General features: G+C 71.8%; 5 protein-coding genes and 1 rRNA gene. 1 reads left to right on the top strand and 5 read right to left on the bottom strand.

Going from position 1 to position 4,758, the window contains the following annotated elements:
• Positions 1-103 (top strand): 5S ribosomal RNA (gene rrf / locus GUY60_RS34660); the annotation flags it as partial.
• An 80-nt stretch (positions 104-183) separates the two neighbouring features.
• On the opposite strand, the gene GUY60_RS34655 is transcribed toward rrf, so the two are convergent.
• The 5 genes from GUY60_RS34655 to GUY60_RS34635 all read right to left on the bottom strand — a co-directional run.
• A complete protein-coding gene (locus tag GUY60_RS34655) occupies positions 184-849 on the bottom strand; it encodes a response regulator (RefSeq protein WP_161705192.1) in 666 nt (221 codons plus the stop codon).
• Entirely contained in the window at positions 846-2,141 is a 1,296-nt protein-coding gene (locus GUY60_RS34650; protein WP_161705190.1) for a sensor histidine kinase, read from the bottom strand. The genes GUY60_RS34655 and GUY60_RS34650 overlap by 4 nt, the downstream gene beginning before the upstream one ends.
• A gap of 42 nt (positions 2,142-2,183) precedes the next feature.
• Entirely contained in the window at positions 2,184-2,957 is a 774-nt protein-coding gene (locus GUY60_RS34645) for an ABC transporter permease (RefSeq protein WP_161705188.1), read from the bottom strand.
• On the bottom strand, positions 2,954-3,886 hold the full coding sequence (locus GUY60_RS34640; protein WP_161705186.1) for an ABC transporter ATP-binding protein: 933 nt from the start codon (positions 3,884-3,886) through the stop codon (positions 2,954-2,956). Before GUY60_RS34640 ends, GUY60_RS34645 begins: the two co-directional genes overlap by 4 nt.
• 103 nt (positions 3,887-3,989) lie before the next feature.
• Positions 3,990-4,758, bottom strand: a 769-nt coding sequence (locus tag GUY60_RS34635; protein ID WP_223178772.1) for a P-loop NTPase family protein, incomplete at its 5' end; no start/stop codon positions are given.

Here is a 4,758-nt window from a genome sequence, read left to right as displayed (position 1 = left end):
CGTGAGGGAAACGCCCGGTTACATTCCGAACCCGGAAGCTAAGCCTCACAGCGCCGATGGTACTGCAGGGGGGACCCTGTGGGAGAGTAGGACGCCGCCGAACAATTTTTAGCCTCAACCCCCGGACCATGTCCGGGGGTTGAGGCATTTTTGCGTTCAGGACTTTTTGAATTCAAGACGCCTTTACGCGGACGGCTTCACCAGGCGGGTGTCGTACGCCAGGATCACGGCCTGTACGCGGTCGCGGGCGCCCGTTTTTGCGAGGATGCGGCCCACATGGGTCTTCACCGTGGACTCGGCGAGATGAAAACGCTCCGCGATTTCCGTGTTCGTCCAGCCCTGCCCGATGGCCGTCAGGATTTCGCGTTCCCTTTCGGTGAGTGCCGTGAGCCGGGCGTCCTCCGTGAAGTCCGCCGTACCCGTCGGCAATTGGTCGGCGTATGCGTCGAGGAGTCGGCGGGTGAGGCTCGGGGCGACCACCGCGTCGCCCGAGGCGACCGCGCGGATTCCGGAGAGCAGCTCCTCCGGCTGGGCGTCCTTCACCAGGAAGCCGGAAGCGCCGGCGCGCAGGCCCGCGTGGGCGTACTCGTCCAGGTCGAACGTCGTCAGGATCAGGACGCGGGTGCGGTCGCCCGATGCGACGATGCGGCGGGTGGCCTCGATACCGTCCAGGCCCGGCATCCGGATGTCCATGAGCACCACGTCCGGGTGGAGGTGGTCCGTCATGCGGACCGCCTCGATGCCGTTGCCGGCCTCGCCCGCGACGGTCATGTCGTCCTGGCTCTCCAACAGCATGCGGAAGCCGAAGCGCTGCATCGGCTGGTCGTCGACGATCAGGACGGTGGTCACGGGATCTCGTCTTCCTCGCGCGGGCCCGACGGCCCAGGGGTGCTCGGCAGATGCATACGGACCTGCCAGCCGCCCGGCGGGCGCGGCAGCGGTCCGGCCTCAAGTGTGCCGTCGTACAACGCCGTTCGTTCCCGCATGCCGGTCAGGCCGCGGCCGTCCGTGGCCGGGGCGGAGTGGCCGTGGCCGTCGTCGGTGACCGTGACGGTCAGTCCGGACGGGCCGTGGCCGACGTCGACCGTGGCGCGGGCGGTGGGGCCCGCGTGCTTCATGGTGTTGGTGAGGGCTTCCTGGACGACCCGGTACACGGTGAGTTCACGGCCCGCCGTGTCCGCGTCCTCGGCAGGGGTGCCCCGCATCCTCATCCGTACCGGCAGGCCCGCCGAACGCACCCCGGAGACCAGGGAGTCGAGGTCGGCCAGGCCCGGCTGCGGGGTGAGGTCGGCGGGTGGGGTGTCGTCGCGCAGGACGCCAAGGAGCCGGCGGAGCTCGGTGAGGGCCTCGCGGCTGGTGCCGGCGATGGCCTCCAGGGCCTGGCCGGCGCGTTCCGGGTGCTTCTTGGCCGCGTACGAGCCGCCGTCCGCGAGGCCCGTGATGACGGAGAGGTTGTGGCCGATGATGTCGTGCATCTCGCGGGCGATACGGGTGCGTTCGGCCGCGGCGGCGAGGCGGGCCTGCTGGTCGCGTTCCACCTCGAGCTGGCGGGCGCGCTCCACCAGGGCGGCCGTGTACTCCTTGCGCGTACGGACCGCCATGGCGAGCAGCACGACCATCGTGTACCCCCAGAGCGCCGGGAAGACCTGCAGGTCCCAGCTGTCCTCGGGGAAGCGGAGGGCGCCGATCACCGTGGGGGCCGTGATCAGCGGGAGGGTCCACAGGACGGGCTTGCGGGAGCCGCGCAGGGCCAGGTTGAAGACCACGATGAACTGCAGCAGGGCGGCCTGGAGGAGGATGCCGGTCCAGCTGTTGACCAGGGACACCGGGGCCATGGCCAGGAGTACCGCCATCGGGTGCGAGCGGCGCCAGAGCAGCGGCACCGAGAAGCCCAGGCAGAGCAGCAGGACCAGCGGGTGCGGGGCGTCCAGGTTGCGGGCGATGGTGCGCCAGCCGCCGCTGCTGTAGTCGATCAGCGAGACCGTCACGTAGAACGCGGTCAGGGTCACGTCCCAGACCAGGGGGCGGCGGCGGTCGAAGGCCCGGACCCGCTGCAGGGCGCGCTGCACCTGGCGGGTGAGGGGCGAGGCGCCCGCGGACCAGTCCTGGTCGCGGGCGGCCTCGGGGGTCGGGTCTTTCATGGGCACGAGGTCATCTTCGTACGTTCGGGGGCGGGCACGGGGTCAGACGTCCCGTCGTCGCAGCAGTGCCGCCGACGGCCAAAGGACCGCGAGGGCCCACAGCACCAGGGCGAGCAGGGCGGGGCCCGGCGACACCGCGTCGGGCAGTGGGGTGGCGGAGCCGAGGGCGCCCGCGGCCTGGGCGGGGAAGTGGTCGAGGGCGTCGCGCAGGCCGTCGTACGGGATGGCGGAGAGCAGCTCGGGGAGGATCAGGACCAGGGCGACGAACGCGCCGATGCCGCCGGGGATGGACCGTACGAGGGCGCCGAGGCCGAGGGCGATCAGGGCGAGCAGGGTGATGCCGGCGGCGTTGCCGAGTACGGCGCGCAGCACTCCGGGGTCGCCGAGCGAGAGGGCCTTGTCGGTGTCGGCGAGCAGGAGTTGGGCGGCGAGGAAGGTCAGCACGTTGGTGGCCGCGGTGACGGTGAGGGCGACCGTGGTGAACACCGCCGCCTTGGCCCACAGGACCGGGGTGCGGCGCGGTACGGCGGTGAGGGTGGCGCGGATCAGGCCCGTCGAGTACTCGCCCGCGCTGACCAGGATGGCGAGGACGGCGACGCAGATCTGGGAGATCTGGGTGCCGAGCAGCACGAAGGTGACGGTGTCGATCTCGGAGTCGTCGCCGTCGTACGTACCGCCCATCACGAGGCCCACGGCGAGGGTGGAGACGGCCGCGGTGGCGAGGATGATCCAGGTGGAGCGGAGCGTCCACAGCTTGTGCCACTCGGAGCGCAGGACTCGGCGTGGCGTCACACCAGTTGCGTAGGTGGTGGTCATGCTGCGGCTCCCGTCAGGGTGGTGGCCTGGTACTCGACGGTGTCCCGGGTGAGGTCCATGAAGGCCTGCTCCAAGGAGCCGGTGTGCGGGGTGAGTTCGAACAGCGGGATGCCGTGGGCGGCGGCGGTGCGGCCGATGTGTTCGGCGTCGGTGCCGTGCACGTCGAGGGTGCCGGGGGTCTCGCTGGTGACGCGTACGCCGGGGGCGGCGAGGCGTTCGGCGAGGGCGGCGGCGTCGGGGGTGACGACCTTGACGGCGGCGGCGCCCGAGGAGCGTACGAACTCCTCGACCGTGGTGTCAGCGAGCAGCCGGCCGCGGCCGATGATGACGAGGTGCTCGGCGGTCAGGGCCATCTCGCTCATCAGGTGCGAGGAGACGAGGACGGTACGGCCTTCGGCGGCAAGGGACTTGAGGAGGTTACGGATCCACAGGACGCCCTCGGGGTCGAGTCCGTTGACGGGTTCGTCGAGGATCACGGTGGCGGGGTCGCCGAGGAGGGCGGCGGCGATGCCGAGGCGCTGGCCCATGCCGAGGGAGAAGCCCTTCACGCGGCGGGCGGCGACCTCGCGGATGCCGGCGAGGCCGAGGACCTGCTCGACGCGGGAGCGCGGGATGCCGTGGGTGTGGGCGAGGCCCATGAGGTGGTGGAAGGCGGAGCGGCCGGGGTGCACGGAGCGCGCTTCGAGGAGGGCGCCGACCTCGTGCAGCGGGGCGCGGTGGGTGGCGTAGGAGCGGCCGCCGACGGTGGCGCGGCCGCTTGTGGGCGCGTCCAGGCCGAGCAGCATCCGCATGGTGGTGGACTTGCCCGCGCCGTTGGGGCCGAGGAAGCCGGTGACGGTGCCGGGGCGGACCTCGAAGTCGAGGCCGTCGACGGCGATTTTGGCGGTTCTGCCGCCGTAGTGCTTGGTGAGTCCGTGTGCCCGAATCATGTCTTCGATGCTGCTGCGCGGGCGGGTGCGATACGTCGGACCGGGGGCGGGAGCGCGGTGGGCGCCGTCGTACCCGGGTACTACGGCGACCCCGAGGCCCCGGTCACACCGGCAGCTCGTCGTGCGGCCAGCGGGACCTGGCCTGTTCGCGGGAGCGGAGCAGGGCGAGGGTGGGCAGGCCCAGGTCGGCGCCGGAGGCGAGGAGTTCGGGCAGCTGCGGGAGCGGGGCCACGGCGGCGATGTCGTCGAGGACCAGGGAGAGTGGTGGGTCGAGCCGACCGGAGGATGACCGTGCGGCCATGCGCCGGCCGTGCTCGACCACGCTTGCGGCGAGCGCCGTGAGCAGGGGCATGGCTCCGGGCGCCGACCTGGGGTCCTCGATGGGTTCACCCACCACGTAGAGGGTGCCCCCTTCGTCGATGAAGGAATCCAGGGTGAGGGTGTCGGTCCTGTTCGGTGCGCAGGCCTCGCGGATGTGTACGGAGAACAGCGAGGAGAGCGCCCGTGCGGTCAACTCCTGGGCCATGTCCCGGCGTTCGGGGTGCGCGGTGAGTTCCGCCTCCAGCTCTCCGGCGGCGCCCGGCGCGGCCTTCGCGCTGGTCCGCAGGACGCGTACGGCCTCCTGGACCTGGCTGCCCTGCGCCCAGCGGTGCACATGCTTGAACGGCCGCCCGTCCACGGCCGCCGCGTGCAGATAGCTGCGCAGCAGGGTCTCGGCGGTGTTCGCGGTGGCCGCGTCCAGTTTGGCGGTGGGGCGTACGGGCGCGAGCAGGGCCCTGGCGCGGGCGGCGGCGGTGTCCTTGTCCTCGCAGCCGGTGGAGGGGGACCAGTGCATGCGGGCCGGGGTGTCGCAGCGGTGGGCGGGGTCGTAG

The organism is Streptomyces boluensis, assembly GCF_009908195.1.
Lineage (GTDB): Bacteria > Actinomycetota > Actinomycetes > Streptomycetales > Streptomycetaceae > Streptomyces > Streptomyces boluensis.
This window is presented reverse-complemented; position numbering and strand designations above follow the sequence as displayed.